General features: G+C 60.0%; 23 protein-coding genes. 6 read left to right on the top strand and 17 right to left on the bottom strand.

All coding sequences use genetic code 11. The features are described from left to right. On the bottom strand, positions 1–862 hold an 862-nt coding region (locus KGA97_RS05925; protein WP_223480373.1), incomplete at its 3' end, for a DMT family transporter. A gap of 96 nt (positions 863–958) precedes the next feature. Here KGA97_RS05925 and KGA97_RS05920 point away from each other — a divergent pair. The 3 genes from KGA97_RS05920 (at position 959) to KGA97_RS05910 (ending at position 3,364) form a co-directional block, all read left to right on the top strand. Then, on the top strand, positions 959–1,753 hold the full coding sequence (locus tag KGA97_RS05920; protein ID WP_192226946.1) for an AraC family transcriptional regulator: 795 nt from the start codon (positions 959–961) through the stop codon (positions 1,751–1,753). Positions 1,754–1,817: 64 nt separating this feature from the next. After that, a complete protein-coding gene (locus KGA97_RS05915) occupies positions 1,818–2,123 on the top strand; it encodes a PsiF family protein (RefSeq protein WP_008031179.1) in 306 nt (101 codons plus the stop codon). A 227-nt stretch (positions 2,124–2,350) separates the two neighbouring features. After that, positions 2,351–3,364 (top strand): AI-2E family transporter, encoded by a 1,014-nt coding sequence (locus tag KGA97_RS05910; RefSeq protein ID WP_008038685.1) that lies wholly within the window; start codon positions 2,351–2,353, stop codon positions 3,362–3,364. Between the two features lie 143 nt (positions 3,365–3,507). On the opposite strand, the gene KGA97_RS05905 is transcribed toward KGA97_RS05910, so the two are convergent. Beyond that, the gene (locus KGA97_RS05905; RefSeq protein WP_008031182.1) at positions 3,508–4,782 is read right to left on the bottom strand and encodes an Hsp70 family protein; all 1,275 of its coding nucleotides are present in this window, start codon (positions 4,780–4,782) and stop codon (positions 3,508–3,510) included. Between the two features lie 298 nt (positions 4,783–5,080). On the opposite strand from KGA97_RS05905, the gene KGA97_RS05900 reads away from it, so the two are divergent. Together KGA97_RS05900 and KGA97_RS05895 are read left to right on the top strand one after the other, a co-directional pair. Then, positions 5,081–6,028: a DnaJ C-terminal domain-containing protein gene (locus tag KGA97_RS05900; protein WP_008031184.1), complete on the top strand. Its 948-nt coding sequence runs from the start codon at positions 5,081–5,083 to the stop codon at positions 6,026–6,028. Positions 6,029–6,051: 23 nt separating this feature from the next. Next, positions 6,052–6,357, top strand: coding sequence for a chaperone modulator CbpM (locus KGA97_RS05895; protein WP_008038687.1), 306 nt, complete (start codon positions 6,052–6,054; stop codon positions 6,355–6,357). A gap of 129 nt (positions 6,358–6,486) precedes the next feature. On the opposite strand, the gene KGA97_RS05890 is transcribed toward KGA97_RS05895, so the two are convergent. After that, the gene (locus tag KGA97_RS05890) at positions 6,487–7,608 is read right to left on the bottom strand and encodes a sensor histidine kinase (RefSeq protein ID WP_223480372.1); all 1,122 of its coding nucleotides are present in this window, start codon (positions 7,606–7,608) and stop codon (positions 6,487–6,489) included. Positions 7,609–7,844: 236 nt separating this feature from the next. Between KGA97_RS05890 and KGA97_RS05885 the strand changes: the two genes are divergently transcribed. Beyond that, entirely contained in the window at positions 7,845–13,127 is a 5,283-nt protein-coding gene (locus KGA97_RS05885) for an NEL-type E3 ubiquitin ligase domain-containing protein (protein WP_223480371.1), read from the top strand. 54 nt (positions 13,128–13,181) lie between these two features. Here the strand turns inward: KGA97_RS05885 and ureC are convergent, their stop codons facing one another. The 14 genes from ureC to KGA97_RS05815 all read right to left on the bottom strand — a co-directional run bounded on the left by ureC (position 13,182) and on the right by KGA97_RS05815 (position 26,498). Then, the gene (ureC, locus tag KGA97_RS05880) at positions 13,182–14,882 is read right to left on the bottom strand and encodes an urease subunit alpha (protein ID WP_008031192.1); all 1,701 of its coding nucleotides are present in this window, start codon (positions 14,880–14,882) and stop codon (positions 13,182–13,184) included. Between the two features lie 140 nt (positions 14,883–15,022). Further along, positions 15,023–15,328 carry an urease subunit beta gene (locus KGA97_RS05875; RefSeq protein WP_192226951.1) on the bottom strand — a complete coding sequence of 102 codons (306 nt, stop codon included), beginning with the start codon at positions 15,326–15,328 and terminating at the stop codon, positions 15,023–15,025. Further along, positions 15,328–15,861: a GNAT family N-acetyltransferase gene (locus KGA97_RS05870; RefSeq protein ID WP_223480370.1), complete on the bottom strand. Its 534-nt coding sequence runs from the start codon at positions 15,859–15,861 to the stop codon at positions 15,328–15,330. Before KGA97_RS05870 ends, KGA97_RS05875 begins: the two co-directional genes overlap by 1 nt. A 6-nt stretch (positions 15,862–15,867) precedes the next feature. Next, positions 15,868–16,401, bottom strand: coding sequence for a GNAT family N-acetyltransferase (locus tag KGA97_RS05865; protein WP_008038694.1), 534 nt, complete (start codon positions 16,399–16,401; stop codon positions 15,868–15,870). 9 nt (positions 16,402–16,410) lie between these two features. Beyond that, positions 16,411–16,713: an urease subunit gamma gene (ureA, locus tag KGA97_RS05860; RefSeq protein ID WP_007907366.1), complete on the bottom strand. Its 303-nt coding sequence runs from the start codon at positions 16,711–16,713 to the stop codon at positions 16,411–16,413. Between the two features lie 146 nt (positions 16,714–16,859). Next, a complete protein-coding gene (locus KGA97_RS05855; RefSeq protein WP_223480369.1) occupies positions 16,860–17,699 on the bottom strand; it encodes an urease accessory protein UreD in 840 nt (279 codons plus the stop codon). A gap of 30 nt (positions 17,700–17,729) precedes the next feature. Next, the gene (urtE, locus tag KGA97_RS05850; RefSeq protein ID WP_008031204.1) at positions 17,730–18,428 is read right to left on the bottom strand and encodes an urea ABC transporter ATP-binding subunit UrtE; all 699 of its coding nucleotides are present in this window, start codon (positions 18,426–18,428) and stop codon (positions 17,730–17,732) included. 120 nt (positions 18,429–18,548) lie between these two features. After that, positions 18,549–19,418, bottom strand: coding sequence for an urea ABC transporter ATP-binding protein UrtD (gene urtD, locus KGA97_RS05845; protein WP_008038696.1), 870 nt, complete (start codon positions 19,416–19,418; stop codon positions 18,549–18,551). Beyond that, entirely contained in the window at positions 19,415–20,494 is a 1,080-nt protein-coding gene (gene urtC, locus KGA97_RS05840; protein WP_008038697.1) for an urea ABC transporter permease subunit UrtC, read from the bottom strand. Before urtC ends, urtD begins: the two co-directional genes overlap by 4 nt. After that, positions 20,494–21,996, bottom strand: a complete 1,503-nt coding sequence (gene urtB, locus KGA97_RS05835) for an urea ABC transporter permease subunit UrtB (RefSeq protein WP_223480368.1) — start codon at positions 21,994–21,996, stop codon at positions 20,494–20,496. The genes urtC and urtB overlap by 1 nt, the downstream gene beginning before the upstream one ends. A 170-nt stretch (positions 21,997–22,166) precedes the next feature. Further along, positions 22,167–23,432, bottom strand: coding sequence for an urea ABC transporter substrate-binding protein (gene urtA, locus KGA97_RS05830; RefSeq protein ID WP_008031211.1), 1,266 nt, complete (start codon positions 23,430–23,432; stop codon positions 22,167–22,169). A gap of 326 nt (positions 23,433–23,758) precedes the next feature. Further along, a complete protein-coding gene (locus KGA97_RS05825; RefSeq protein ID WP_207284755.1) occupies positions 23,759–24,769 on the bottom strand; it encodes a FecCD family ABC transporter permease in 1,011 nt (336 codons plus the stop codon). Beyond that, entirely contained in the window at positions 24,766–25,713 is a 948-nt protein-coding gene (locus KGA97_RS05820) for an ABC transporter substrate-binding protein (protein WP_223480367.1), read from the bottom strand. The genes KGA97_RS05825 and KGA97_RS05820 overlap by 4 nt, the downstream gene beginning before the upstream one ends. Continuing rightward, the gene (locus KGA97_RS05815) at positions 25,710–26,498 is read right to left on the bottom strand and encodes an ABC transporter ATP-binding protein (protein ID WP_223480366.1); all 789 of its coding nucleotides are present in this window, start codon (positions 26,496–26,498) and stop codon (positions 25,710–25,712) included. The genes KGA97_RS05820 and KGA97_RS05815 overlap by 4 nt, the downstream gene beginning before the upstream one ends. Positions 26,499–26,543 lie beyond the last annotated feature (45 nt).

The following is a 26,543-nucleotide window of genomic DNA, read 5'->3' as shown; positions in this document are numbered from 1 at the left end:
ACACCATGGTCCAACGCTCCGAAACAATCACCCCACCCAACGTCAGCATCCCGCCCACCAGGTGATACATCGCCAATTGCTCATGCAACACCAGTGCGGCAATCAATGCGGTAATCACCGGCAGCAAATTGAAAAACAGCGTCGTCCGGCTCGGCCCCAGACGCACCACGGCCTGCATCCATGCTAGCGGTGCAACCATCGACGCCAGCAGGCAGGCATACAGCACCAGCGGAATATTCTGCAGCGTCGGACCGATTTTCGGCGACACGGCGAACAACGGAAACAGCACCACCACCGCCACCCACACCTGTAGATACAACAACACCAGCGGCGGCAAACGCAGCTGCCATTTTTTCAGCAGCGTGCTGTAAATCGCATAGGCCAGCGTGGCGATCAGCATCATTGCATCGCCCAGGTTCACCCCGTGCTCAAGCAATGCACTGAGGCTGCCGGACGACACCACCACCAACACACCGCCAAACGACAACACCGCACCGGCCAGTGCACCGGCGGTCAGGCGCTGGCCCAGGCTGACGATGGCCATGGCCAGCGACATCAACGGCATCAGCGACAGGATGATGCCCATGTTGGTGGCCGACGTCAGTGTCGCAGCGAAATACGCCAGGCTCTGATAAACCGCCATGCCCAGCACGCCGAGGACGAAAATCTTCCCCAGGTTCGGGCGGATGGCCGACCAATGGGCGATCACCGGTTTGAGCATGAACGGTGTGAACAACAATCCGGCCAGCAGCCAGCGGTAAAAACCGATCTCCGCCGGGAAGATCGCCCCGGCAGACAATTTGGTGATCACGGTGTTGCCAGCCCAAATGAAAATGGCCAGCAGGGGATAAGCGTATTGCATCAGGAACAACCAGAACGTTAATGAGGGAGAATTATCGCCTGTCCGGATGCAAGCCTATACTGCGATCCAGACAACCTGACCCTGATGACAGACAGCATGAGCAGCAAACACATCGACCTGCTGGATTTCAGCGAATTGCCCGCGCCGGTGTACTTCCGCTACGCCGACTTCAATAGCCACGAATATGCCTCGGCCCACCGTCACCCCTGGGGCACCCTGGAGTATTCGGCCAATGGTGTGTTGCACATGGAAATCGGCAGCAGCCGTTTCATGTCGCCGCCGCAATACGCCGTGTGGGTGCCGCCGCAGATCGAGCACAGTTTCTACAGCAATCAACCGATCAACTACCGCGCCGTCTGCCTGGCGCCGGCGCTGTGCCACGAGCTGCCGAAACAGGCCTGCACCCTGGCGATCAGCGACATCCTCAAGGCAATCCTCAAGGACTTCGCCGCCCGTGACGTGAAGATTCCCGAGCAAGAGACCGACCAACGCCTGGCCCAAGTGCTGGTGGATCAGTTGCAGCAGGCGCCCATTCACCAATGCTACTTGCCCTACGCCAGCAGTCCCGGGCTGCTCGGTATTCTGGAAGCCTTGCAGGTTGAGCCCGGAGATAACCGGCCACTGTCGGCATGGGCCGAGCAGATTCACGTCAGCGAGCGCACCTTGGCGCGGCAGTTTGTGCGCGAGTTGGGCATGAGTTTCGGCGAATGGCGGCAGCGCCTGCGCTTTCTGGCAGCGATCGAAGCGCTGGACAGTCATCGCAGCATTCAGGAAATCGCGTTCGACATGGGCTACAGCACCGGGTCGGCGTTTATCGCCATGTTCCAGCGCCAGGCCGGGTGTACGCCGGAGCAGTATCGCCGAAGCCATCTGCCGGGCAGGAAGCTGTAACAGGCTTTGTCTACACTCCAGAGCGAGGCCGTGCCCCTCGGTGCGGCAACAAGGAGAAAACTCCATGACGATGTTGCGTGTCCCTTTGTTGATGATCGGTTTGCTGCTCTGCTCCCAGGGCTTCGCCGCCACTGCCCAACAGAACAAGATGACCACGTGCAATGCCGACGCTACCGCGAAAAGCCTCAAGGGCGATGAGCGCAAAGCCTTCATGAGCACCTGCCTTAAAGCCGCGCCAGCCGCCAATGACGCGAAAGCCTTGACCCCTCAGCAAGAGAAGATGAAAACCTGCAATGCCGATGCCGCGACCAAGGCCCTCAAGGGTGATGAGCGCAAGGCGTTCATGAGTGATTGCCTGAAGAAGAAATAAACGGATTTGCGGGGATTGTGAGGGCCCCATCGCGAGCAGGCTCGCTCCCACAATGGATCTGCATACACAGGACAAATGTGGGAGCGAGCCTGCTCGCGATGAGGCCGGCCAGAGCGCTGCAGAAATCGCCTCTGCCCCCGACCAACGTCGCCCCACACAATCCCTAGTGCTGACACCCGAACGCTGGCAGACTGCCAATCCTTTTACGCCGTTCGTTTTGAGGCTGTATGCCAACGTTTTCTCAACGCCAAGTCTTGCTGCTCATCAGTTGGGTCATCATCTTTGGTGGTTTGCTGCTGGTGATTCCGTTGCGCTTGCTGCCAAGCCTGCTGGCCGGTCTGCTGGTGTTCGAACTGGTCAACATGCTCACCCCGCAATTGCAGCGACTGATCGAAGGTCGGCGTGCGCGCTGGCTGGCGGTGGCGTTACTGGGGACGTTGGTGGTCAGTGTGCTGACGCTGATCTTTGCCGGCGCTTTCAGTTTCCTGCTGCATGAGGCGGAAAACCCCGGCGCTTCCCTCGATAAATTCATGCTCGTGGTCGACCGCGCTCGCGGTCAGTTGCCGCCGTTCATCGACGCCTACCTGCCGGCCAGCGCCGCCGAGTTTCGCGTGGCGATTGGCGAGTGGATGAGCAAACACCTCAGCGATCTTCAACTGGTGGGCAAGGACGCGGCGCACATGTTCGTGACGTTGCTGATCGGCATGGTGCTCGGCGCGATCATCGCCCTGCAACGGGTGCCGGACTTGACCAAGCGCAAGCCGCTGGCCGCCGCACTGTTTGATCGCTTGCACCTGCTGGTCCAGGCGTTCCGCAACATCGTGTTCGCACAGATCAAGATTTCCCTGCTCAACACCTTCTTCACCGGGATTTTCCTGGCGGTGGTCCTGCCGATGTTCGGCATCAAGTTACCGCTGACCAAAACCCTGATCGTGCTGACCTTCCTGCTCGGCCTGTTGCCGGTGATCGGCAATCTGATGTCGAACACGCTGATCACAATCGTCGGTTTGTCGCTGTCGATCTGGGTCGCGGTGGCCGCGCTGGGTTATCTGATTGTTATCCACAAGCTCGAATACTTCCTCAACGCGCGCATTGTCGGCGGGCAGATCAGTGCCAAGTCGTGGGAGTTGCTGTTGGCGATGCTGGTGTTCGAGGCCGCGTTCGGCCTGCCGGGGGTGGTGGCGGGGCCGATTTATTACGCGTATTTGAAGAGTGAGTTGAAGCAGGTGGGGATGGTTTGATCCGGTCGATATTTATTGCCTGATCTGACGCTTTCGCGGGCAAGCCTCGCTCCTACAGGGTTTGTGTCGTTCACCGATAATGGTTACGACACCAAACCTGTAGGAGCGAGGCTTGCCCGCGAAGGGCTCACCTCGGTTTCGGATCAGTCCATCGGCCCATAACGCTTGGCCGCTTCAATCGCCAAACCACTGCCGATGCTGCCAAAGATGTTGCCTTCCACGTGCCGCGCATTCGGCAACATCGCCGAGACGCTGTTGCGCAATGCCGGAATCCCGCTCGAACCACCGGTGAAGAACACCGTATCCACCTGATCGACCCGCACGTCGGCGTCGTTCAGCATCTGGGTCACGCTGTTGCGCACGCGCTCCAGCAAGTTGTCGATGGCCGATTCGAACAACGCCCGGCTCAACTCCACGCTCAGGCCCGGCTCGATGCGGTCCAGCGGCACATGGCGGCTGTCGGCGTGGGTCAGCTGGATCTTGGTTTCTTCCACTTCCATCGCCAGCCAGTGCCCGGCACGTTGCTCGATCAGCTTGAACAGACGGTCGATGCCACCGGTGTCTTCGATGTCGTAGCGCATGCTGCCCAGGGCCAGGGTCGACTTCTGCGAGTACACCGAGTTGATGGTGTGCCAGGTCGCCAGGTTCATGTGGTGGCTGGTCGGCATGTAGGCGCCGCTCTTCATGCGGCTGCCGTAGCCGAACAGTGGCATCAGGCCTTGCAGGCTCAACTGCTTGTCGAAATCGGTCCCGCCGATGTGCACGCCGCCGGTGGCGAGGATGTCCTCGTGACGGTTGTCGTGGTTGCGGCGTTCAGGAGACAGGCGCACCAGCGAGAAGTCAGACGTACCACCGCCGATGTCGACGATCAGTACCAACTCTTCCTTTTCGATGGTCGACTCATAGTCGAACGCTGCCGCAATCGGCTCGTACTGGAACGACACATCCTTGAAGCCGATGGCGCGGGCCACGTCCACCAAGGTGTTTTCCGCTTCCTGGTCGGCCATTTCGTCGTCATCGACGAAGAACACCGGACGACCCAGCACCACTTCATCGAACTCGCGACCAGCGGCGGTTTCAGCACGTTTCTTCAACTGACCGATGAACAACCCGAGCAGGTCCTTGAACGGCATCGCCGTGCCGAGAACGCTGGTGTCGTGCTTGATCAGCTTGGAACCCAGCAGGCTCTTGAGCGAGCGCATCAGCCGGCCTTCGTAGCCTTCCAGGTACTCGTGCAGCGCCAGACGGCCGTACACCGGGCGGCGTTCTTCCATATTGAAGAAGACCACCGAGGGCAGGGTGATCTTGTCGTCCTCCAGCGCGATCAGCGTTTCCATGCCGGGGCGCAGCCAGCCGACGGTGGAGTTGGACGTGCCGAAGTCGATACCACAGGCACGGGCTGGAGATGCGTTTTTCATGTCTATCAGGTTCCGGTTAAAAAACGGCCGCGCAGTGTATGCCAGTGCGGCGCAGATTCGAAGGCCGACTATCCGCTAAATCTCGGTAATTAGCGCCTTGATAAGATGGCCCGATGCCCCAAACTTGTCTGCATTGGCCCTGGCAGCCATTGGGATGGTCAAAAGAACCGCCCGCCGCTGCCGATAAACTTCTAATGCGCTGTCCGGTCACAAACTTGAGATCGGTCAAACCTCGTGCGGCAATTAAGAGCATGCTGAGGCTGATGGCGCGATTTTGATAATGGATGGTGATTCCACGATGGACTTCAAAGACTATTACAAGATTCTCGGTGTGGAACCGACCGCGGACGATAAGACGATCAAGGCGGCTTATCGCAAGCTGGCGCGCAAATACCACCCCGACGTCAGCAAGGAAAAGGACGCCGAGTCCAAATTCAAGGACGCGTCCGAAGCCTATGAAGCGCTGAAAAGCGCCGACAAGCGCGCCGAATACGACGACTTGCGCAAATACGGCCAGCACGGCCAACCGTTCCAGGGCCCGCCAGGTTGGCAGGGGCGTGGCGGCGGTGGTTTTGGTGGCGGTCAGGACTCGGGCGATTTTTCGGACTTCTTCAGTTCGATCTTCGGTAACCGTGGTCCTGGGTTTGGTGGTGGAGAGTCGCGTCGCAGTGCCGGACGTCGAGGGCAAGACGTGGAAATGGAACTTGGGATCTTTCTGGAAGAAACCCTCTCGAACGAATCGAAGAAGGTCACGTTCCAGGTGCCGCAGTACAACGCTGCCGGCCAGCACGTCAGCAACACCAGCAAAAGCCTGAATGTGAAAATTCCCGCCGGCGTGACCGACGGCGAGCGCATCCGCCTCAAAGGCCAGGGTGCACCGGGCATCGGTGGTGGCGCCAACGGCGACTTGTTCCTGATCATTCGCTTTGCGCCGCATCCGAAGTTCGACGTCGAAGGCGAGGACCTGATCATTACGCTGCCGCTGGCTCCGTGGGAATTGGCGCTGGGCACCGAAGTGGCCGTGCCTACACTGACAGGCAAGATCAACCTCAAGGTGCCGGCCGGTAGCCAGAACGGCCAGCGCATGCGTGCCAAGGGCCACGGCTTGCTGAACAAGGCCGGTCAACGCGGTTATCTGTTCGTGCAATTGAAGGCGGTCATGCCAAAAACCTCGAGCGATGAGGTCAAGGCGTTGTGGCAGGAACTGGCGAAAAAAGCCGCATTCGACCCGAGAGAAAACTTCTGATCCAAGAGACGGAGTAGCCCATCATGAGCAACCCCCTGATCGTTCAACTGGACATGGCAGAATTCTGTGAGGCGACCGATTTGTCGGACGTCTACGTGATCGAAATCGTCGAGCACGGCATCCTCGAACCTCAGGGCAAGCAGCCCAAGGATTGGCGTTTCACCGATTATGAGCTGGCGCTGGCCAAGCGTGCCGCCAAGCTGCGGCACGACCTGGAGCTGGAGTGGGAAGGCGTCGCCCTGGCGCTCGACCTGCTTGAAGAGGTGCAGCAACTGCGGGCCGAGAACCGGATGCTCAAGCAGCGGTTGGCGCGGTTGGTTGTCGAATAGCTGAAGCCAATTCGATTCCTGTAGGAGCCGGCTTGCTGGCGATGAACGATGATGCGGTGAGTCAGACAGACCGCGTTGCCCCCATCGCCAGCAAGCCGGCTCCTACAGTTCATCACCGTGCACGGCGGTCTATCTGGGCAACACCACGGTAAACAGCGTCCCATCAGTTTCGTTCGAACTGACCTCGATCGTCCCGCCGTGCGCATCGACCACTTCCTTGACGATGAACAATCCCAGGCCAAGGCTGGTGGACGGCTGGCCGAGTTCTTCATCGGCGCTGCGTACCAGCGGATCGAAGATCGTACCGATCGCCTCCTCGGGTATCGGCGCTCCAAAGTTATGCACCGTTAGACGAACGGTGTCAGGTTCGCCGGTGAGGGTCACCGTCACATCATGTTTGTTCGACCCATGCTGCAACGCATTGCCGATCAGGTTTTGCAGCAGTTGAGCCAGGCGTCCGGCATCCCACACGCCTGTCGTGTCGCCCTGTGCATGAACTGTCGGATCGCATTCGGGATTACCGGCACAGGCTTCGGCAATCGCTGCGTGGGCGGCATCGGCCAGGTCCATCGGCTTCGGTTCAATTGGCAGGCTCTTGCCCAGGCGACTGCGCACCAGCTCCAGCAAATCGCCGACCATCACCGCCATGTGCCGCGCGCCGCGTTTGATATTGATCGCACAAGCCAGGGCATCGCCTTCAAGCGTGGTTTTGCGCATCAGCATTTCGGTGGACAGGCTCACGGCCTGCAAGGGGGCACGCAGGTCATGGCCGAGAATAGCCAGGAAGATATCCCGCGAATGATTGACCTGTTCGGCATAGGCCGCCGTGGATTCGGCAAGGGCTTCATCGATGGCTTCGTTGAAACGGATCATGTCCTGGAAGTAAGCGAGGTCCGGTGATTCCAGGCTGTTGACCCACAACCGGATCACACAGGCACGCAGGTGACGGAATTCGCTGGTCATCTGCATCAGATCGAAGCCCACGGTATGGCGCAGTTCACCATGACTGGCGCCGGCTTCGTCCAGGCTCGGGGTTTTCTCCGGACTTTCGCCCCTGGCCTTGGCGAGTTGCTCGCTGGCTGTTTGCGCGGTGGTCATGTCCCGCGCTGCTGCCAACAGAATTTCCCTGGCGTGATCACGCAAGGCCACTCGATCCATATTTTCGGCCGCCGGGGTAATCGTCCTGGCGAACTGCTCCCATTCATCGACGATACGGTCTACGTGTTGCCTGATGAATTCGGATAGGCGCATGGTCGGTTTCCTGATGGCAATCCGAGGCATCTTAGCCCCTTTGGCACCCCCTAAAAACTACCACTGCGCCGGCGACCATTCTTTAGTGGCCCCAGGGTGCTAATTAAATATTTTTTAGATCCTGAAATTAAATGCATTGTTGGGCTGGCGCGGTTTTTCAAGTGGTTTTTTAAGCTTTTGTTTTTAATCGCACTCAATAGTCTGGTGGTTCTTTTCATCGCATAAGGATTTGCGAAATGAACGAACTATCGGACGCTCCGGCGTTGCAAGTTATTACCGGGCATGGAAGAAGCAAAGACAATGTTCATCATGATTATTTGCTGGGCAAACTGCCTTCGCCGCTAAAAGACGCACCTGTTTCACGACTGCTTACGATGGCCGATTCGACCGTGGAATTTGCGCAGTGGTATTTGAATGCACGCGCCATCGACCGTCAGTACCTCAAGCAACTGACGGATGAGCGCTGGCGCCTTCAGGTCCCGTTGGACGACGTGTTGGAGAATGTACAGCGGGACATTCTTGCCTTTGCCGAACCGTTGCTCGTTAAAGCATTAAAGGACCAGCTGAATCTGGATCTGGACGTCAATGCGACGCTCATTCGCCTGTACATCCCGGCAAAACTGGGCTTTGGCATTGATACCAATGCCAGTCGGCTCAGGCAATCGACGTTGCTGGAAGCGGCGCTTCACAATTTCGAGGCGCCTGAAACGCAGGCCGGTGCGTTTCGCGATGGCTCCGGCATCTTCACCCGGGTCCACGAAAACGAGTTACAGCGGCATACGCTGACGGTCGAACAATTCGCGGCCCTGTGCCGGACGCTTGATATCGGCGCGCACTATCAGTGTCACCTCAAGGCAGCACTGATGCCCGAAGATATCGCGGCCAAGGCAATAATCGAGCGGCATCGCATGGCCAGTGAAAAAGCCATCTTCAACGAATCTGCGCTGATTGCCTATTTGAAAAACGACATCAGTTCCTATGGCTACGGGAAACTTCAGCAAATTCGTGACAATGAAAAAGGCATTGCGTGGAATCATCGTCCTTTGCAATGCCATCGACTTTCGTTAATGGGCTTCAGGTTGTCCGGCATCCTGTTGTTCAGTGCAGTGGCAGACCCCACTGAAGTTAAAAGAATTTACGACAGTCTGGTTCCCCGGCACCAACGCACACTGATGGAATGGTCCAGGCGTTTGACGCTGCTACCGGGCCAGGAGTTTGAGCAGTTCAAATTACTCGAAGCGTTTTTCGCCAATGGCCCCAACGGTCTTGTCGACGCCACTTTGCAAAGGGAAGATGGTTTTCAACAAAGCCGTCTCGACGGGACGTTGATCGCTTATGTCCCGGATGATCCTGACCATCCCTTCAAAGAGTATGCGTCCTTCACTGACTTCATGAAGGAACTGACGAGCCAGTTGCGCTCGCCAGACTATCAACAGTTTTTCAGCCGATTCGTGGCACAAAAAGACCATGGCAAATTCTTTGCCCGGGTTCGCGAGCGTTTCACCACGTTCACCTGGACGCAGCGTGAGCCGCTGGACATGGGGCCGTGGTGGCGAGAGACCGCGGTTGAAAACGCCAACGCAGAACCCATCACCAACATCATTACTGGCGATATTTGGCCGCAAATCGGTCGCTGGCGCAGGGACAAGGCGATAGCGGATGCGCGGCACATCGCGGTGCCGACCGACGATGAAGACGCGACCACTCGCTGGAATCGGTTGACCAGCTATCTGAGCATCGGCTGGAACGTGTTCAACTTCGGCGCGATGTTGGTTCCCGGCCTGGGCGAAGCGATGTTGGCGGTCATGGTCGGGCAGATGCTGTTCGAAACCATGGAAGGTATCGAGGCGTGGAGCAAGGGCGACAGGGACGAAGCGGCGGCCCATCTGACCAGTGTCATGATCAATTTTGCGCAACTGGCAATCATGGCGGCGGGGCATGTGTTGCCCGCCGGTGCGGCGGCGTCGGTCAAACCCTCGGCCTTCATCGATCAGTTGCAAAAGGTTGAGTTGCCTGACGGCAAGACGCGCCTCTGGAAGCCGGACCTGTCGCCCTACGCCCATGACCTGACGTTGCCGAAAGCGACGAAGCCAGGCGAACAAGGGCTGTTCCGGCACAGCGAAAAAACCATCCTGAAGCATGAAAACAAATACTTCGAAGTCAGAAACGACCCACTCACGGGCCAGCCACGCCTGCAACATCCGGATCGGCCGCAGGCGTATCAACCCACACTCGAACACGACGGTGCCGGTGTGTGGAAGACCGAGCTCGACCGACCCGTCGAGTGGGGCAAAATCACGCTCATGCGGCGCCTGGGGTTGGCGGTTGAGGATTTGTCCGAGGCCACGTTGGAGCAGATTCGTATCGCCAGCGGTGTCGAAGAAGACCTGTTGCGACGGCTGCATGTCGTCAACGAACCACCGCCCGCGCTGCTGACCGACACGATCGAACGCTTCAAGATCTGGGCTGATGTGCAAAAGCTGCCCGGGCAGATAGTGCTCGATGAGGTTCCCGAAGCGTTCATCGAGCAGGTGCCCCGTTTGCTGGTGGAGCTGCCGGGCTGGCCTGAGCAAAAAAGCATCGAGCTTTTTGACGACGCCGAGCAGTCGGGCCGCTCGATCAAATACGGCAATCTCGACGCGTCGCCGGCCGATACGCTGAGGATAAGCCGTGCCGAGGTCGGTGCCGGGAAACTTCCGGAGCTGGCCGTGAAGTTTGTCAATGAAGCCGACATCCATGCGTTGTTCGGACAGAGTATTTCCACTGACGAGCATATCCGCATCGACGCCTTGAAAAACAGGCTCGCGGGGCGGGCAGGCAGTCATCCGGGACCTTTGTTTGACGCGCTCAATCGCCGTTTGCAGCAGACAGACAATCGGCAAGTGCTGGCGCTTCAGGACGCCTTCAGCAACCTCCCGACGGTGATCGCCCGTGAGTTGCTGGCCGACATCGAACCGCAGGACTTGCTCAATATCACCGAGTCTTCGCGCATTCCCTTGCAGCTCAGAGAGCGCACGCGGCTGGCCTTGCGCACATTACGCGCCGTACGCGCTTACGAAGGGCTTTACCTCGATGGTGCGTACGGTGTCGATAGCGAGCGATTGGCGTTGCATTCGTTGCAAGCGTTGCCCGACTGGCCCGCAAACGTGCGGATCGAAATCCGCGAATACTCATTCGACGGACCACTGCGCGACAGTGTGGGCCCGGCAGATGCCGCCGTTCGCCGAGTCCTTGTCAGCGAGGACGGTCAGTACCAGGCCCGCGATGCCGATGATCTTCATCTGCATGGGGCCGATGACCTTTATGCGTCTATGTTGCATGCCCTGCCTGATGCTGAGCGCAACGCGCTGGGGTACCGGATCAATCAAGGCACGACGCTCAAGCACGCCATTCAAAAAACGCCATTGCCACGGGACAGGTTCAACGCGCTTCTGGCGGATAACCCTGTTCGAAAACCCGCGTACGATCCAGCCACGATGCGTCTGCGTGGCGGCATGCGCGGGATGGCTCAAGGTCTGCGTCGAGTTCAGGGGCAAATAACGCCGCAAGAGCGGGTTCGCGTCGTTCGGCCCGGATGGACAGAGGCCGAAGCTCAGTCCTATCTGCAAGCGGGGGGCAGCGACGTCAGTCTTGAGCAGAGGGCGAGTGCTCTGGAGGAGGAGTTCGATCGGCTCAATGCCAATTTTCAACGTTGGCTGAGCTCGCCAACCGAAGCGTTCCGCTACACGTCCACCGGTATCGCCGAATGGCAGTCCAGAAACGCGGTGTACAAAGCGGTCAGGGAATGTTGGCAGCAAATCGGCTTGCGCGATGTGGATTCGTACGGCGAGCTGCGAGGCTTCGTGCTCGACCTCGAGAACCTGCCGCTGGGGCGGCATCTGCGCACGATGCCCGCACTGGAGGGCAACTTCGATCACGTCACTCGCCTTAATCTGAACGGAACCGAATTGACCGACGCTCATGCTTCATTGCTCGATCATTTCCCCCGATTGCGCTCGCTCAACATCAACGGTAATGCGCTTACCCGACTTCCTCGTGCCATCGGCCGCATGCGCGCGCTGACGGAGTTGAACCTGCGCGCAAACCGCATTGTCCTGGATGCGCAAGGCGTCGCAGACCTGCGCAACCTGACGCGGCTTCAGATCCTGGACCTGCACAGCAATCCCCTGGGGCAGGTTCCGGATATTGGCAGCATGCGCATGTTGCATACGCTGATCCTGGCCGATACCGGCATTCGGACCTGGCCGGATGGGTTGTTCGCGCAGCCACGGTTCCGGCATTTTTACCTGGACATGCAGCGCAACGAAATCACCTACGTGCCCATGGTCACGCGTGGCTCGGTCCAGGCGGAATTGCTGGCGCGTACGTTGTTGAGCCGGGAGCCGGAGTTTTTGCCGGCCTTCAATCTGCAAACGCTCAGGGAGTTCATCGCGTCCGTTGGCATGGACCCTGATCGACCGTATCCGCCTCGTGGCGTGCGCGACAGCCTCGACTGGGAAGCTGGCTTGACCCGGCCGGAGTGGGTGGCCAGACAGGAGGTGTGGAACAGCGTCGAGGATGAGCACGGTTCGGTTGGCTTCTTCAACGAGATTCGCAAACTCACCGAATCGGGGCATTTCAATCGCGACCCCAGGTTTCGGGTCGACATGACCGCCAAGGTCTGGCGAATGCTCGATGCGATGTCGAAAAATACCGAGCTGCGGCAAAAACTCTTCACCCTGACCACCGTACCCACGGCGTGCGTCGATGCTGGGGCGCAGCTGTTCAACGCCATGGGGATGGAGGTGTTGATTCATGAAGCTTATGAACTGGCAAATCCCGCGCTGGTCGAGGGTGAGCTGGTATCGCTGGCGCAGGGCAAGTCACGTCTGGATGAACTGAGCAGGATTGCCCGCAAAACGATTTCCGAGCGCGAGGCGATGGGTGAGGAATTCAGGCGCGTCAATGCAGCGGGCGAGGTCACCGGCACGATTGATGAGGTTGAAGTTCACCTGGCATTCATGACGGATCTTGCCGACCGGTTGGACCTGCCCTGGCAGTCGCGAAAAATGCAGTTCAGAAAAATCGCCGGCGTCACGAACGCGATGATCGAAGATGCATTCCATCGTGTACTGAACCTTGAGGCGGGTGAATTGCTCGACGATTTGCTGATCGAGCAGCCGTTCTGGTCATCCTATGTCGAGGGTTCCAACCGGGGGGTTATCAAAGGTTTCAGACGCCGGATTGAGGCCACGATCGAGTTCTACTCAGCGCTTGAAAAACGAGCCACCGACACAACGCTTTCCCTTGAGCAAAAGGCACAGTTGAAGGAAGAGCTCAGGGTGCTCGGTGCTGAATTGAACAGACCGGAAAGCGCGTTTGCGCCGGGACGGGTCATGACCGAAGCGGAATACTCCGCCGAGCTGGAAGTCATCGACGAAGACAAGAAAGCCTTTATCAAAACGTTCACACGCCAGGCAATCGAACGGGCAAAACTGCAACGGGTAGAAATCCCTTTCACCGTACAGCCGAACAGTTGATCGCTGCGGCTTTGCATCGGAGCCTGGCCAGCCAGGCTCCGGTGATTTGGCCGATTAAAACAGGAAGTAACGCTGGGCCATCGGCAGTACATCCGCGGGCTCGCACCAAAGCAGAACGCCGTCGGCCTTGACCTGATACGTCTGCGGGTCGACATCGATACTCGGCAGGTAGTCGTTGTGGATCAAGTCGGTTTTCTGCACGTCGCGGCAGCCTTTGACCACAGCGATTTTCTTCTTCAAGCCCAGCGCTTCGGGAAGTCCTGCCTCCTGCGCCGCCTGGCTGATGAACGTCAGGCTGGTGGCGTGCAACGAGCCGCCGTAGCTGGCGAACATCGGGCGGTAGTGCACCGGTTGCGGCGTCGGAATCGAGGCGTTGGCATCACCCATCAGGCTGGCCGCAATGGCCCCGCCCTTGAGGATCAACGTTGGTTTTACCCCGAAAAACGCGGGGCGCCACAGCACCAGGTCGGCCCATTTGCCCACTTCGATAGAGCCCACTTCATGGCTGATGCCGTGGGTGATCGCCGGGTTGATGGTGTACTTGGCGATGTAACGTTTGGCGCGGAAGTTGTCGTTGCCTTCGCCATCCCCCGGCAGTGGGCCGCGCTGCTTTTTCATTTTGTCGGCGGTCTGCCAGGTGCGCGTAATGACTTCACCGACCCGGCCCATGGCCTGGCTGTCGGAGCTGATCATCGAGAACGCACCGAGGTCGTGGAGGATGTCTTCGGCGGCAATCGTTTCGCGGCGGATGCGGCTTTCGGCGAAGGCCACGTCTTCGGCAATGCTCGGGTCCAGGTGATGGCAGACCATCAGCATGTCGAGGTGTTCGTCGATGGTGTTGCGGGTGAAGGGCCGGGTCGGGTTGGTCGAGCTTGGCAGCACGTTGGTAAAGCCGCAGGCCTTGATGATGTCCGGTGCGTGACCGCCGCCCGCGCCTTCGGTGTGGTAAGTGTGGATGGTGCGGCCCTTGAAGGCGGCGAGGGTGGTCTCGACGAAACCGGATTCGTTGAGGGTGTCGGTGTGAATCGCCACCTGCACGTCGTACTGATCGGCCACCGTCAGGCAGTTGTCGATACTCGCCGGGGTGGTGCCCCAGTCTTCGTGCAACTTGAGGCCGATGGCGCCGGCCTTGACCTGCTCGATCAACGGCTCCGGCAGGCTGGCGTTGCCCTTGCCCGTCAGGCCGATGTTCATCGGGAAGGCGTCCGCCGCTTGAAGCATCCGCGCCAGGTGCCATGGGCCGGAGGTGCAAGTGGTGGCGTTGGTCCCGGTGGCCGGGCCGGTGCCGCCGCCGATCATGGTGGTCACGCCGCTCATCAACGCCTCTTCGATCTGCTGCGGGCAGATGAAGTGGATGTGGGTGTCGATGCCGCCGGCGGTGAGGATCATGCCTTCGCCGGCGATCACTTCAGTGCTGGCGCCGATGGCGATGGTGACGTTCGGCTGCACGTCCGGGTTGCCGGCCTTGCCGATGCCTGCGACGCGCCCGTCCTTGAGGCCAACGTCGGCTTTGACGATGCCCCAGTGGTCGATGATCAGCGCGTTGGTGATCACCGTGTCGACGACTTCGGCGGCCAGCAGCTGGCTTTGGCCCTGGCCGTCGCGGATGACTTTGCCGCCGCCGAATTTCACTTCTTCGCCGTAGGTGGTGAAGTCTTTCTCCACCTCGATCCACAGCTCGGTGTCGGCCAGGCGGACCTTGTCACCGACGGTGGGGCCGAACATGTCGGCGTAGGCTTGACGGGAAATCTTCATGTGCTTGCCTTAGGAATTAATTGAATGGGAGATCGCATTCGCGGGCAAGCCTCGCTCCTACAGGGTTCGTGCTGCGGACGACACATGACCTGTAGGAGCGAGGCTTGCCCGCGAAGAGGCCGGTACAGGCTGCACATGACTTACAGGTCACCCATGACCCGCCCGGCAAACCCGAACACCCGGCGATGCCCGGCCAGGTCCACCAGCTCGACCTCGCGGCTCTGCCCCGGTTCGAAGCGCACGGCGGTGCCGGCGGGGATGTTCAGGCGCATGCCGCGACTGGCGGCGCGGTCGAAGGTCAGGGCGTCGTTGGTTTCGAAAAAATGGTAGTGCGAGCCGACCTGGATCGGCCGGTCGCCACTATTGGCCACTTTCAGGCTGACAGTGCGGCGGCCGACGTTGAGTTCGATGTCGCCGGGCTGGATCTGGTATTCACCGGGAATCATCAATGGGCTCCTTGGAGAATCTTGTAGTAGAGGGCAGTCGGCTTGTAACGACCGCTCGGGTCGCAGGCGTAGTCGGGAATTTCTCCCGCACGGGTGTAGCCCAGGGCCTTGTAGAAATCCTCGGCCGGGGAACCGGCTTCAGTGTCGAGGTAAAGCATGCCGCGCTTGTGCTGGATCGCGGCCTGTTCCAGGGCGTTCATCAATTGTTGGCCCAACCCGCGGCGGCGCGCGTGTTCACGCACCAGCAGCTTCTGCACTTCGGCGCGGTTCAGGCCGTTGGCTTTCTGGCACAAAGTCAGTTGCACACTGGCCTGCACTTGCTCGTCCTTGACCACCACCCACAGCAGCACGTTGCCCTTGTTCAGCTCCTCTTGAACGCCATCGAACCAGGCGCGTGCCTGTGTGGCATCCAGATCGGCCATGAACCCGACACTGGCGCCATAGCTGACCGCGTCGAGCAGCAGATCAATCAAACCCTGACGATAGTGCGCAAAGCTTTCAACATTGACGCGGCGCAGTTGGGCGGCGTTCATCGGGCATTACTCCTTGTTGGCGGGCGGCGGCTCCGCGCCAGGATTGAGGGTCAGTTGCATGAAGGTCAGGTCCAGCCAGCGACCGAACTTGGTGCCCACTTGAGGCATTTGCCCGGTGGTCACGAAGCCGACGCGTTCATGCAGGCGGATGGAAGCGGCATTGCCGCTTTCGATGGCCGCGACCATCACATGCTTGTCGCAGCCTTTGGCGCGCTCGATCAACACGTCCATCAATTGCGGACCCAGTCCATTGCCGCGTTGATCGCTGCGTACGTAGACCGAGTGCTCGACGGTGTGGCGGAAACCGTCGAACGGTCGCCAGTCACCGAATGAAGCGTAGCCGAGTACATTGTTATCGCCGTCGACGATCACCAGGATCGGATAGCCCTGGGCTTGCCGGGTGCTGAACCAGGCCTGGCGGTTGCCCAGGTCCACGGCCTGTTCGTTCCAGATCGCCGTGGTGTTGAGCACGGCGTCGTTGTAGATGTCGCGGATTGCCGGCAGATCGGCGTGCACCGCATCGCGGATGTGGTAAGTCATGGCGCGGCCTCAGGCGATGGGTTGGTGGACGGTGACCAGTTTGGTCCCGTCGGGGAAGGTGGCTTCGACCTGGATCTCCGGGATCATTTCCGGGATGCCTTCCATCACTTGTTCGCGGCTGAGCAGGGTGGTGCCGAAGTGCATCAGCTCGGCCACCGTCTGGCCGTCACGCGCGCCTTCGAGCAGCGCTGCGGAGATGTAGGCCATGGCTTCCGGGTAGTTGAGTTTCACGCCGCGCGCCAAACGCCGCTCGGCCACGAGGCCGGCGGTGAAGATCAGCAGCTTGTCTTTTTCGCGTGGGGTCAGGTCCATCGTAAAAATCCATAATCGGCAGATTAAAAAATCACTACAACCTCTGTAGGAGCGAGGCTTGCCCGCGAATGCTGCGCCTCGGTTTAACTGATTGACCGCGTTATCGTTCTTCGCGGGCAAGCCTCGCTCCTACAGGGGGATTGTGTTCAGGTGCTCCATATTCTGGGTGGGACGGCGTCTCGACCGAGCAACGCAGGCCTGAGCAATCGCCACAAATCAATCAACCAGCCTCGCGCCAACAGCGCCTCGCTGGCCAGGCACCGAGCCACCAACAGGCCCGGCAACTGGGTCAAATCCCCGCGTACGTCATTGGGCAGCGAGCGACAGGTTTCCAGCAGTTCACTGTCAATCTCCCCCGTCACCAACAACGTCGCAAACACCGGTTGCCCATCCAGGCCAATCGGCGAATCGAGCAACCCGTCATCCCCGACAATGCGCTGGCGTTCGTGCCAGAGCAACTGGCCGTCGCGGCGGATATCCAGCTGCGCCTGAAAATGCCCGAGGTCAAAGCGCTCGCCACTGGCCGGACGACCCAGTGCCACCACGTCCCAGTAAAACAACCGCGCATCACCTTCCAGATCAATGGATGTGTTGAGTTCTGCCTGGGCGGCGCTGAAGATAATCGTCTCTTGTGGTAACCACTCCAGTGTCGCGCCGTTGGCCACTTTCAGATCAAGTGTCTGATAAGCCGGCCCTGCCGCGCGATACCACTTGGCCGCGCCGGGGCTGGTGATTTGTGCCCACGCATCGCGGCCAACGCTGGCGCTGATGTCCAGCCGATCACCGCCGGCAATCCCGCCGGGCGGATGCACGATGATGTGCTGGCAAACCTCGGGCCCTTCGGCGTACAGATGCTTTTGCACCCGCAGCGGCCCTTTATGCCGACGCTGAACCGGGCGTGTACTGTCGCCGAATCGGGCGTAGCCCAGTTCCAGCTCGGCGTGCCAGCTAGGCGTGAACAGCGTTGTGTGGGCAGGTAAATTCATGATGTCTAATTATCGTTAGGACGCTACAGATTAGATCGTAACCAAGCCACGCACACCCTCGGCTTCCATATTTTCGCCGCGACCCTGCTGCACGATCTCGCCGCGGGACATCACCAGGTATTGATCGGCCAGTTCAGCGGCGAAATCGTAGAACTGCTCCACCAGCAGAATCGCCATGTCGCCGCGTGCCGCAAGCTTCTTGATGACCGCGCCGATCTCCTTGATCACCGACGGCTGGATGCCCTCGGTCGGCTCGTCGAGGATCAGCAGCCGAGGACGGCTGGCCAGCGCCCGGCCGATTGCCAGTTGCTGCTGTTGGCCACCAGACAGGTCACCGCCGCGTCGTTGCTTCATTTGCAGCAACACCGGGAAGAGCTCGTAGATGAACGCCGGGACTTCTTTCGCTTCGCTGCCCGGAAATCGTGACAGGCCCATCAGCAGGTTTTCCTCCACCGTCAGCCGACCGAAAATCTCCCGGCCCTGAGGCACGTAAGCGATCCCGGCATGCACCCGCTGGTGTGGCTTGAACGTGGTGATCGGTTTGCCTTCCCAGTTCACCGCGCCTTCTTTGGCCGGCAGCAAACCCATCAGGCATTTGAGCAGCGTGGTCTTGCCCACACCGTTGCGCCCGAGCAGGCAGGTGACTTCACCGACTTTCACGTCAAACGTCAGGCCGCGCAGGATGTGGCTACCGCCGTAGTACTGGTGCAGCTTGTCGACTTGCAGCATTTCTGAAATCTCCTCAATCCCTGTAGGAGCGAGGCTTGCCCGCGAAAAACGATGACGCGGTCTTCCAGTTGCACCGCGGCGCTCCCTTCGCGGGCAAGCCTCGCTCCTACAAAAGCAACATCATCTTCCGAGATAAACCTCGATCACCCGCTCGTTATCCTGCACCTGCTCCAGCGACCCTTCGGCCAGCACGCTGCCCTGGTGCAACACGGTGACGTGGTCGGCAATCGAGCCGACAAACCCCATGTCGTGTTCCACCACCATCAGCGAATGCTTGCCCGCCAGACTCTTGAACAGCTCGGCGGTGAATTCGGTTTCGGCGTCGGTCATGCCCGCCACGGGTTCGTCGAGCAGCAGCAATTGCGGGTCTTGCATCAACAACATGCCGATCTCCAGAAACTGCTTCTGCCCGTGGGACAACAAGCCCGCCGGGCGATTGACCGAGGTAGTCAGGCGAATGGTTTCCAGCACTTCGCTGATGCGATCTTTCTGTTCGCCACTCAGGCGAGCTCGCAGGCTGGCCCACACCGACTTGTCGGTTTTCTGCGCCAGTTCGAGGTTTTCAAACACGCTCAGCGCTTCAAATACTGTCGGCTTCTGAAACTTGCGCCCGATGCCGGCCTGAGCAATTTGCACTTCGCTCATCTGCGTCAGATCGAGGGTTTCACCGAACCAGGCTTTGCCATGGCTGGGGCGCGTCTTGCCGGTGATCACGTCCATCAGCGTGGTCTTGCCCGCGCCATTGGGACCGATGATGCAGCGCAATTCGCCGACGCCGATGTACAGGTTCAAATCGTTCAGTGCCTTGAAACCATCGAAGCTGACGCTGATGTCTTCCAGGGTCAGGATGGTGCCGTGGCGGGTATTCAGGCCGGGGCCGACGCGTTGGCCGAGGCCGATGGCATCGCGGCTGGTGCCGGCGTCCTTGTTCGGCTGCGGTGGATAGAAGGCCGGCTCGAGCATGAATTCAGCCGTCGCAGTCACTCTCATTGGTCACCCCTTTTCTTCAGCAGGCCGATCACGCCCTTGGGCAGGTACAAGGTCACGACGATGAACAGCGCGCCGAGGAAGAACAGCCAGTACTCGGGGAACGCCACGGTGAACCAGCTCTTCATGCCGTTGACCACGCCGGCGCCCAGCAACGGGCCGATCAGCGTGCCGCGACCGCCGAGCGCGACCCAGACGGCGGCCTCGATGGAGTTGGTTGGTGACATTTCGCTCGGGTTGATGATGCCGACTTGCGGCACGTACAGCGCTCCCGCGAGACCGCACAACACTGCGCTCAAGACCCAGACAAACAGCTTGAAACCGCGCGGGTCATAGCCACAAAACATCAGGCGGTTTTCGGCATCGCGCAGCGCGGTCAGCACTCGACCGAATTTGCTTTGCGCCAATCGCCAGCCGATAAACAGGCTCGCCACCAGCAACACCACCGTGGCGAAAAACAACACCGCGCGCGTCCCCGGTTCGGTAATGCCAAAGCCAAGAATGGTGCGGAAGTTGGTGAAGCCATTGTTGCCGCCAAACCCGGTTTCGTTGCGGAAGAACAGCAGCATCCCGGCGAAGGTCAGGGCCTGGGTCATGATCGAGAAATACACACCTTTGATCCGCGAGCGGAAGGCAAAGAAGCCGAACACCAACGCCAGCAATCCGGGCGCCAACACCACCAGACACATCGACCAGAGGAAGCTGCTGGTACCGGTCCAGTACCACGGCAATTCGGTCCACGACAGGAAAGTCATGAACGCTGGCAAGGCATCGCCCGAGGCCTGGCGCATCAGGTACATGCCCATCGCGTAACCGCCAAGGGCAAAGAACAGACCGTGACCGAGGGACAGCAGGCCGGCGTAACCCCAGACCAGATCGAGGGCGAGGGCGACGATGGCGTAGCAAAGAATCTTGCCCACCAGGGTCAGCGTGTAGGCCGAGACATGGAAGGCGCTGTCTGGCGACAACAGCGACAGCAGCGGCAACGTCAACAGCAAAACAAGGATCACCGCACCGACGGCAATCGTGACTTTGGGGCCGGCCTTTTGGCTGGCCGTGAGCATCAGGGGCTGGTTCATCAGTCGATCACCCGTCCTTTCAGTGCGAAGAGGCCTTGCGGACGTTTCTGGATGAACAGAATGATCAGCGCGAGGATCAGGATCTTGCCGAGTACGGCGCCGATCTGCGGTTCGAGAATCTTGTTGGCGATGCCCAGCCCGAACGCGGCGAGCACGCTACCGGCCAACTGCCCGACGCCGCCGAGCACCACCACCAGGAACGAGTCGATGATGTAGCTCTGGCCGAGGTCCGGGCCGACGTTGCCGATCTGACTCAGCGCCACGCCGCCAAGGCCGGCTATGCCCGAGCCGAGGCCGAAGGCGAGCATGTCCACACGTCCGGTGGGCACGCCGCAGCAGGCGGCCATGTTGCGGTTCTGGGTGACGGCGCGCACGTTCAGGCCCAGGCGTGTCTTGTTCAACAGCAGCCAGGTCAGCACCACCACAAACAGAGCGAAGGCGATGATCACGATGCGGTTGTACGGCAGCACCAGGTTCGGCAACACCTGGATCCCGCCCGACAACCATGCCGGGTTGGCGACTTCGACGTTCTGCGCGCCGAACACCAATCGAACAAGCTGGATCAGCATCAGGCTGATACCCCACGTGGCGAGCAGGGTCTCCAGTGGGCGGCCGTAGAGGTGGCGAATCACCGTGCGTTCCAGCGCCATGCCAATCGCCGCCGTGACGAAAAACGCCACCGGCAACGCGATCAATGGGTAGAACTCGATGGCTTGCGGGGCAAAGCGCTGGAACAGCAACTGCACGACGTAAGTCGAGTAGGCGCCGAGCATCAGCATCTCACCGTGGGCCATGTTGATCACGCCGAGCAGGCCGAACGTGATCGCCAGCCCGAGCGCCGCGAGCAGCAGGATCGAACCGAGGGACATGCCACTGAAGGCCTGGCCGAGCATCTCGCCGATCAGCAGTTTGCGTTTGACTTGGGCTAGGCTGGTTTCGGCGGCGGTACGCACATTGGCGTCAGCTTCGACACCCGGCTCCAGCAGACTCTCCAGTCGAGTGCGAGCCAGTGGATCGCCGGTTTCACCGAGCAGGCGCACAGCGGCAAGGCGTACGGCCGGGTCGGTGTCCACCAGTTGCAGGTTGGCCAGCGCGAGGCTGAGCGCGGCGTGAACATTTTCGTCGTGTTCGCCAGCCAGTTGCTGGTCGAGGAATTTCAGCTGCGCCGGTTTTGCGCTTTTCTGCAATTGCTGCGCGGCGGCCAGACGGGTTTTGGCGTCGGTGGCGAGCAATTGATGGCTGGCCAGTGCGGTGTCGATCAGCCCCCGCAGGCGATTGTTCAGGCGCAAGGTTTTCGGTTGGCCGTCGACCGTCAACTCGCCTTGTTGCAGGGCGTTGATCAGTTCGACACGGACCGGATCGGGCTGCGCGGCCCAGGCTTCCAGCAGTTTTGCTTGCTGCACAGGGTTGGCGGCGACGAAGTCTTCGGCGTCGCCGGCATGCGTGGCCATCGGCAACAGCAACGCGAGGGTAAGGATGAAACGGTAAAAAGCGGTGGGCATATCAAATGTCCTGGTCATACGCGGACCTTGTAGGAGCCGGCTTGCTGCGGGCGGCGTTCCGACGATGGCGGTGCATCAGGCAAACCGTGTGATGCTGATCGCCAGCAAGCCGGCTCCTACAGGATTTGTGTCGGGCACGAACGATGTATTCGGCCCGACATCCAGGTGGCTTAGTTGCTCTTCACCGCATACTCCGGCTTCTTGTCGTTGCCAGGAATGAACGGGCTCCACGGCTGGGCACGGATCGGCCCTTCGGTCTGCCACACAACGTTGAACTGACCGTCCGCCTGGATCTCGCCGATCATCACCGGCTTGTGCAGGTGGTGGTTGGTCTTGTCCATGGTCAGGGTGTAACCGGACGGCGCGGCAAAGGTCTGGCCAGCGAGGGCTTCGCGGACTTTGTCGACGTCGGTGGACTTGGCTTTTTCCGCTGCTTGCGCCCACATGTGAATGCCGACGTAGGTGGCTTCCATCGGGTCGTTGGTCACCGCTTTGTCGGCGCCCGGCAGGTTGTGTTTCTTCGCATAGGCTTTCCAGTCGGCGACGAATTTCTTGTTCGCCGGGTTCTCCACCGACTCAAAGTAGTTCCACGCCGCGAGATTGCCCACCAGCGGTTTGGTGTCGATGCCGCGCAGTTCTTCTTCACCGACCGAGAACGCCACGACCGGAACATCGGTGGCTTTCAGGCCCTGGTTGGCCAGCTCTTTATAGAACGGCACGTTGGAGTCGCCGTTGACGGTGGAGATGACCGCAGTCTTGCCACCTGCCGAGAATTTTTTGATGTTGGCGACGATGGTTTGATAGTCGCTGTGACCGAACGGGGTGTAGACCTCTTCGATGTCCTTGTCCGCCACACCTTTGGAGTGCAGGAACGAACGCAGGATCTTGTTGGTAGTGCGCGGGTAGACGTAGTCGGTGCCGAGCAGGAAGTAACGCTTGGCAGCGCCGCCTTCTTCGCTCATCAGGTACTCGACTGCCGGAATCGCCTGTTGGTTCGGCGCGGCGCCGGTGTAGAACACGTTCGGCGACATCTCTTCGCCTTCGTACTGCACCGGGTAGAACAGCAGGCCATTGAGCTCTTCGAACACCGGCAGCACCGATTTACGCGACACCGAGGTCCAGCAACCGAACACCACGGCGACCTTGTCCTGGGTTAGCAACTGACGACCCTTTTCTGCGAACAGCGGCCAGTTCGACGCCGGGTCGACCACCACCGGTTCCAGCATCTTGCCGTTCACGCCGCCCTTGGCGTTGATCTCGTCGATGGTCATCAACGCCATGTCTTTGAGGGACGTTTCGGAGATCGCCATGGTGCCGGACAACGAATGCAGAATACCGACCTTGATGGTCTCGGCGGCCTGGACAGTCCAGGTCATGCCCATCGCGGCAATGCTTGCCGTGAGTGTAAAAGCCTTGATCAAGCTGCGACGCTTCATTGTGCGATCTCCATGAACTTATGAGTTTTCTTGGTTGGCAGATGCGGACTACTGAAGGCTGTTTTGCAAGGGCTGTGCCCAGTCGGAAAAAGGCAGGGAAGTGTCGTATTAGAGCGGTTGCGCGGTTGGGGTGGCGCACCATGAAGGATCGCGGCTGGCGCGTTGGTGCGAGGAGGTGCGCCACATTGGGGCGAAGAACTTGCAGACGACATTGATCCAATGTGGGAGCGAGCCTGCTCGCGATTGCGGTGTGTCAGACATGTAAAGGGTGACTGATACGCCCTCATCGCGAGCAGGCTCGCTCCCACAGTTTTGATTGATGTGAGTCAGCGGCGGCGCATGAGGCCGATGAAGAACAGACCTCCAATGGCAGCGGTGGCCACGCCAATGGGCAGGTCTTCGGGAGCGATCAACGTTCGAGCGGCGACATCAACCCACACCAGAAATACGCTCCCCAGCAACACGCACACCGGCAGCAATCGCCGGTGTTCGGCCCCGACCAGTCGCCGCGCAATGTGCGGCACCATCAGCCCGACAAATCCGATCGACCCACTGATCGACACCAGCACTCCGGTCATCAACGAGGCAATCAAAAACACCCGCAACCGTACGGTGCGGGCGTTGAGCCCAAGGGTCACGGCCGTCTGTTCACCGGCCATCAACGCGTTCAGTGGTCGAGCCATGCCAAGCAACAAAACCAGCCCGAGCAGCACACTGGCGGCCGGCACCGCGAGCAATTCCCAGCGTGCCAGCCCGAGCCCGCCGAGCATCCAGAACATCACCGCCGAACTGGCGCGATGATCGCCGAGAAACAGCAGCAGATTGGCGATGGCCATCATCACGAACGATACCGCCACACCGCACAGCAGCAGCCGATCACTGTCCAGCCGACCGTTGCGGTTGGCGATCATCAGCACGATCAGCATGCTCAGCAGCGCGCCGATAAATGCAGCGATGGGCAAGGTCAGCAGGCCGACGATTTCACCGACATGCAGCACCACGATCACCGCACCGAGGGTGGCGCCGGAGGTCACGCCGAGCAGGTGCGGATCGGCCAGCGGATTGCGCGTCACCGCTTGCAGCACTGCGCCGATCAGCGCCAGGCCGGCACCGACCAAGGCACCGAGCAACATGCGCGGTACGCGGATCAGCCACACGATGTGTTCCTGCCCGGCCGTCCAGCTCACCTCGCCAAAACCGAACACCTTGTGCAGCAAAATCCGCCACACCACGTCCACCGGCACCCGCGCCGGGCCGAAGCCCAGCGACACCACGCACGACACCAGCAACAACGCGCCGAGGGCAATCAGCAACAGGGCGTAGCGACTATTGATCATTCGCCGTGGAAACCTTTGGCCAGGGTTTCAACCGCCAGCACGTTGTCGATCCCCGGCGTGGCCTGCACATACGGAATGACGATGAAGCGCTGGTTCTTGATTGCGTCAACCGATTGCAGCGCCTTGTTATCGAGCAGGAATTGCGTCTTCTGCTCGGCAGTCACTTCACCGTAATCGACGATCACGATCACCTGCGGATTGCGCTCGACCACGTTCTCCCAATTCACGCGGGTCCAGCTCGCTTCGACGTCATCCAGAATGTTGCGCCCGCCCGCCGCGTCGATCAGCGCTTGCGGCATGCCCAGGCGACCCGAGGTCATGGCGCGATCTTCGCCGCTGTCATAGAGGAACACCCGTGGTTTGTCGGCCGGCAGATCCTTGCGCACATCAGCGACTTGCGCCTGCATGTCGGCGATCAATGCATTGGCGCGATCCTGCACGTCGAAGATTTTGCCGAGGTTGCGCAGGTCGTTGTAGGTGTCCTCCAGGCTGGCCGGTGCACGCTTCATGACGAAGGCGCAGGACTCGGTCAGCTCATAGACGTTGATGCCCAGCGGCTGCAAGGTTTGCGGCGTGAGATCACCGCCCACGCGCATGCCGTAATCCCAGCCGGCGAAGAAGAAATCGACGTTGGCGTTGAGCAGGGTTTCCACTGAAGGGTATTTGGCCGCCAGCTCCGGCAGGCCATCGAGGATGGCCTGCATCTGGGGCGTGACCGACTTCCAGCCACTGACACCGCTGTAGCCGGCCATGCTCGGTTTGAGGCCGAGGGCGAGCATCATCTGCGTCATGTTGATGTCGTGGCTGACCGCGTGTTTCGGCGCTTGCGTGAAGGTCACGTCGCGGTTGCAGCTCTGGATCGTCAGCGGATATTTCGTTGCTTCGGCAAACGCTTGGCTACTGCCCAGCAACAGAGCAACGCACAGCAGGGAACGCAAAGTCATGGTTGGGTTATCCAGGTGATTCGTGGGTAGCCGTGCAAAGGGTGTTCATCGATCAGCGCTTCGACGCCGAACACATCACGCAGCAGCGGGGCGGTCAGGACTTCTTTTGGTGTGCCGCTGGCGACGATGCGGCCGTGATTGAGCACGTACAGCCGGTCACAGAACGCGGCGGCGAGATTGAGGTCGTGAATGCTCGCCAGGGTGCCGATCCGCAGGCGCTTGACCAGTTGCAATAACTCAAGCTGATAGCGCGGGTCGAGGTGGTTGGTCGGCTCGTCGAGGATCAGCACTTGCGGTTGCTGGGCCAGGGCGCGGGCGAGGATCACGCGTTGTTTTTCGCCGCCGGAGAGCGTGGCGAAAGCGTGGTCTTCGAAACCGTTGAGGCCGACGGATTCCAGTGCTTGCGTTGCAAGATTGCGGTCTTCGAGGGTGTCACCGTCGAACAGGCCTTTGTGCGGTGTGCGGCCCATGGCGACCACTTCATCGACGGTCAGGCCGAAGGCGTCGGGGAACTCCTGCAGCACCACGGCGATGCGTTGCGCGCACCAGCGCGAGGATTGTTTCCAGACGTTGTGGTGGTCGAGCCGGACCTCACCGTTTTCCGGTTTGCTGAAGCGATAGGCGCACCGCAGCAGGCTGGTCTTGCCGCTGCCGTTGGGGCCGATCAACCCGACAAACTCACCGGCGGCCACGTGCAATGAGGCATCACGCAGTTGGAACTGGTGATGACAGTGGCCGTGGCCCTGGGGTGTCCAGGCGAGGTTGGTGAGGTTCAGCGAGGTCATGCATTTACTCAGAGATATTTGGTGATGCTGATGACGCCTTCGCGG

Source organism: Pseudomonas sp. BF-B-15 (assembly GCF_019946675.1).
GTDB classification, from domain to species: domain Bacteria; phylum Pseudomonadota; class Gammaproteobacteria; order Pseudomonadales; family Pseudomonadaceae; genus Aquipseudomonas; species Aquipseudomonas migulae.
The sequence above is the reverse complement of the archived record's forward strand: the minus strand, read 5'-3'. Positions and strand labels throughout refer to the sequence as shown.

Excerpts from the sequence above, each read along its gene's own strand:
- KGA97_RS05820 (WP_223480367.1), bottom strand. The coding sequence starts at position 25,713 with ATGACTTTGCGTTCCCTGCTGTGCGTTGCTCTGTTGCTGGGCAGTAGC.
- KGA97_RS05885 (WP_223480371.1), top strand. The coding sequence starts at position 7,845 with ATGAACGAACTATCGGACGCTCCGGCGTTGCAAGTTATTACCGGGCAT.
- KGA97_RS05875 (WP_192226951.1), bottom strand. The coding sequence starts at position 15,328 with ATGATTCCCGGTGAATACCAGATCCAGCCCGGCGACATCGAACTCAAC.
- KGA97_RS05865 (WP_008038694.1), bottom strand. The coding sequence starts at position 16,401 with ATGACTTACCACATCCGCGATGCGGTGCACGCCGATCTGCCGGCAATC.
- urtC (WP_008038697.1), bottom strand. The coding sequence starts at position 20,494 with ATGAACCAGCCCCTGATGCTCACGGCCAGCCAAAAGGCCGGCCCCAAA.
- KGA97_RS05915 (WP_008031179.1), top strand. The coding sequence starts at position 1,818 with ATGACGATGTTGCGTGTCCCTTTGTTGATGATCGGTTTGCTGCTCTGC.
- urtD (WP_008038696.1), bottom strand. The coding sequence starts at position 19,418 with ATGAGAGTGACTGCGACGGCTGAATTCATGCTCGAGCCGGCCTTCTAT.
- KGA97_RS05895 (WP_008038687.1), top strand. The coding sequence starts at position 6,052 with ATGAGCAACCCCCTGATCGTTCAACTGGACATGGCAGAATTCTGTGAG.
- ureC (WP_008031192.1), bottom strand. The coding sequence starts at position 14,882 with ATGAAGATTTCCCGTCAAGCCTACGCCGACATGTTCGGCCCCACCGTC.
- KGA97_RS05910 (WP_008038685.1), top strand. The coding sequence starts at position 2,351 with ATGCCAACGTTTTCTCAACGCCAAGTCTTGCTGCTCATCAGTTGGGTC.
- KGA97_RS05890 (WP_223480372.1), bottom strand. The coding sequence starts at position 7,608 with ATGCGCCTATCCGAATTCATCAGGCAACACGTAGACCGTATCGTCGAT.
- KGA97_RS05900 (WP_008031184.1), top strand. The coding sequence starts at position 5,081 with ATGGACTTCAAAGACTATTACAAGATTCTCGGTGTGGAACCGACCGCG.
- urtB (WP_223480368.1), bottom strand. The coding sequence starts at position 21,996 with ATGCCCACCGCTTTTTACCGTTTCATCCTTACCCTCGCGTTGCTGTTG.
- ureA (WP_007907366.1), bottom strand. The coding sequence starts at position 16,713 with ATGGACCTGACCCCACGCGAAAAAGACAAGCTGCTGATCTTCACCGCC.
- KGA97_RS05855 (WP_223480369.1), bottom strand. The coding sequence starts at position 17,699 with ATGAATTTACCTGCCCACACAACGCTGTTCACGCCTAGCTGGCACGCC.
- KGA97_RS05815 (WP_223480366.1), bottom strand. The coding sequence starts at position 26,498 with ATGACCTCGCTGAACCTCACCAACCTCGCCTGGACACCCCAGGGCCAC.
- urtA (WP_008031211.1), bottom strand. The coding sequence starts at position 23,432 with ATGAAGCGTCGCAGCTTGATCAAGGCTTTTACACTCACGGCAAGCATT.
- KGA97_RS05920 (WP_192226946.1), top strand. The coding sequence starts at position 959 with ATGAGCAGCAAACACATCGACCTGCTGGATTTCAGCGAATTGCCCGCG.
- KGA97_RS05905 (WP_008031182.1), bottom strand. The coding sequence starts at position 4,782 with ATGAAAAACGCATCTCCAGCCCGTGCCTGTGGTATCGACTTCGGCACG.
- KGA97_RS05825 (WP_207284755.1), bottom strand. The coding sequence starts at position 24,769 with ATGATCAATAGTCGCTACGCCCTGTTGCTGATTGCCCTCGGCGCGTTG.
- urtE (WP_008031204.1), bottom strand. The coding sequence starts at position 18,428 with ATGCTGCAAGTCGACAAGCTGCACCAGTACTACGGCGGTAGCCACATC.
- KGA97_RS05870 (WP_223480370.1), bottom strand. The coding sequence starts at position 15,861 with ATGAACGCCGCCCAACTGCGCCGCGTCAATGTTGAAAGCTTTGCGCAC.